Raw genomic sequence first — 1,453 nt, forward strand, 5'->3', positions numbered from 1 at the left:
TGCAAAATCAATCAGTGAACGAGATGGAGACTGATGCGGGTGATAGAGATTCAAGGATTTGCCTGGGTCCCAACCTAAGTAAACTACTCTAAATATATACATCCGTATCTGTTGAAAGACATGAAAGTGAATCGTCTTGCTCATGTCTGGGATGGTGACATAATCTATAATTGCTTGAGACACGGATTCATGTATTTATTCGTTATCATTGACCGTTATATCGTAGATTACGAACTAAATACCCCTATGGACCGCTATTGTGTACTGGAGTGCTTGAAAAGGTCTTTCATGTTTAGAAAACTGGGGATCATAAACAGCGACAGGGACAGCAAGTTTCCCAACAAGGACTATGTTGAACTACTTCAAACAGAAGAGATTAAGATCTCTATGGAAGGCACAGGGGCGTGCGTTGGACAATACCTTCGTGGAGCGGTTCTTCCGACCCGTAACACTGGTACCTTAAATCGCTTGGATATAGATACCCCGTTGATTGCTTCCAGCAAACATCCTTGAAAATGGCAGTTTAATATTAAAAAAAAGGAGGAGACACTTTAACTTATTTTATAAAATATATGTCTTGATGACGGGGGGCACTATATGCATAGTGGAAAAAATACTCAGAAAGGAGGTATTTACTATGGAAATTAATGATTTTAAAGAAACCAACGAAAACAAACAAGAAGAAATGGAAAAGAAATTGTCAAAATTCAAGTTGGAAAATGTTTTAAGTTTATGGTATTTAATAAAATCAGCTAGTAAAGCAACAATTATAGGTAGTAAAGGTTAAATACTTAATGGACAGAGAGGTAGCATTAATAAAAAAAAGAGGCTACCTCTTTGAATTAACTCATGGAAAATTGTTCTACAATAAGATAACTGATAGCAGGTGAGGCTGATCATTTAGATGATCTGACCTACGGCCAAGTAATTCTTCAAAACAAAGATGCTTAAAATATGGAAGAACAAGATGCGAGCTGATTCACGTTTTCCGGGGCGAGAGCCTCAACGAGTTCCGGCTGATTGCCATCCATCTGGTAAGAGCTGAAGCCGGTTTGGCAGAGGGTAAGAACCCACCATTTATTAGGGCTAGTTGAACAGCAATAAATTAATAAGGGTCTCAATAATATCTAAAACCGCTACTCCTCATGTCATTAACTAGTTAAGATTATAATTAACCTGAAATCGGCAAGTAAATAGCTTCACAGTGGTCAACAGTACCTGAATCCGTATTAATAACCAGATGTATCCAAATATCCTAATCACATTTACCCTACTGTCTTTTTTATCCGCTAATTAACCGGAAAATGAGTAACATTAACCACCACCCTGTTTCCGATAGGATGTTTTGAGATCCGTATCTTGTTTATAATACAGTCTTATTTGTCGTGTTTCAGCATCTTATAGGGTACAGCCGTTGGACTACCAGGTAAAGAAATTCCCCCAGGTTAGTTTT

Annotated in this window: 3 protein-coding genes; 2 read left to right on the forward strand and 1 reads right to left on the reverse strand. The window is 37.8% G+C overall.

Going from position 1 to position 1,453, the window contains the following annotated elements:
• A partial coding sequence (locus SSCH_RS20005) for a hypothetical protein (RefSeq protein ID WP_232294235.1) occupies positions 1-183 on the reverse strand: 183 nt, incomplete at its 3' end.
• 6 nt (positions 184-189) lie between these two features.
• Here SSCH_RS20005 and SSCH_RS16300 point away from each other — a divergent pair.
• Both SSCH_RS16300 and SSCH_RS05300 read left to right on the forward strand, forming a co-directional pair.
• Positions 190-513: a hypothetical protein gene (locus SSCH_RS16300; RefSeq protein WP_052835352.1), complete on the forward strand. Its 324-nt coding sequence runs from the start codon at positions 190-192 to the stop codon at positions 511-513.
• 124 nt (positions 514-637) lie between these two features.
• Positions 638-787: a hypothetical protein gene (locus SSCH_RS05300; protein ID WP_156972113.1), complete on the forward strand. Its 150-nt coding sequence runs from the start codon at positions 638-640 to the stop codon at positions 785-787.
• Positions 788-1,453: the final 666 nt, after the last annotated feature.

Source organism: Syntrophaceticus schinkii (genome assembly GCF_000946815.1).
GTDB lineage: Bacteria > Bacillota > DSM-12270 > Thermacetogeniales > Thermacetogeniaceae > Syntrophaceticus > Syntrophaceticus schinkii.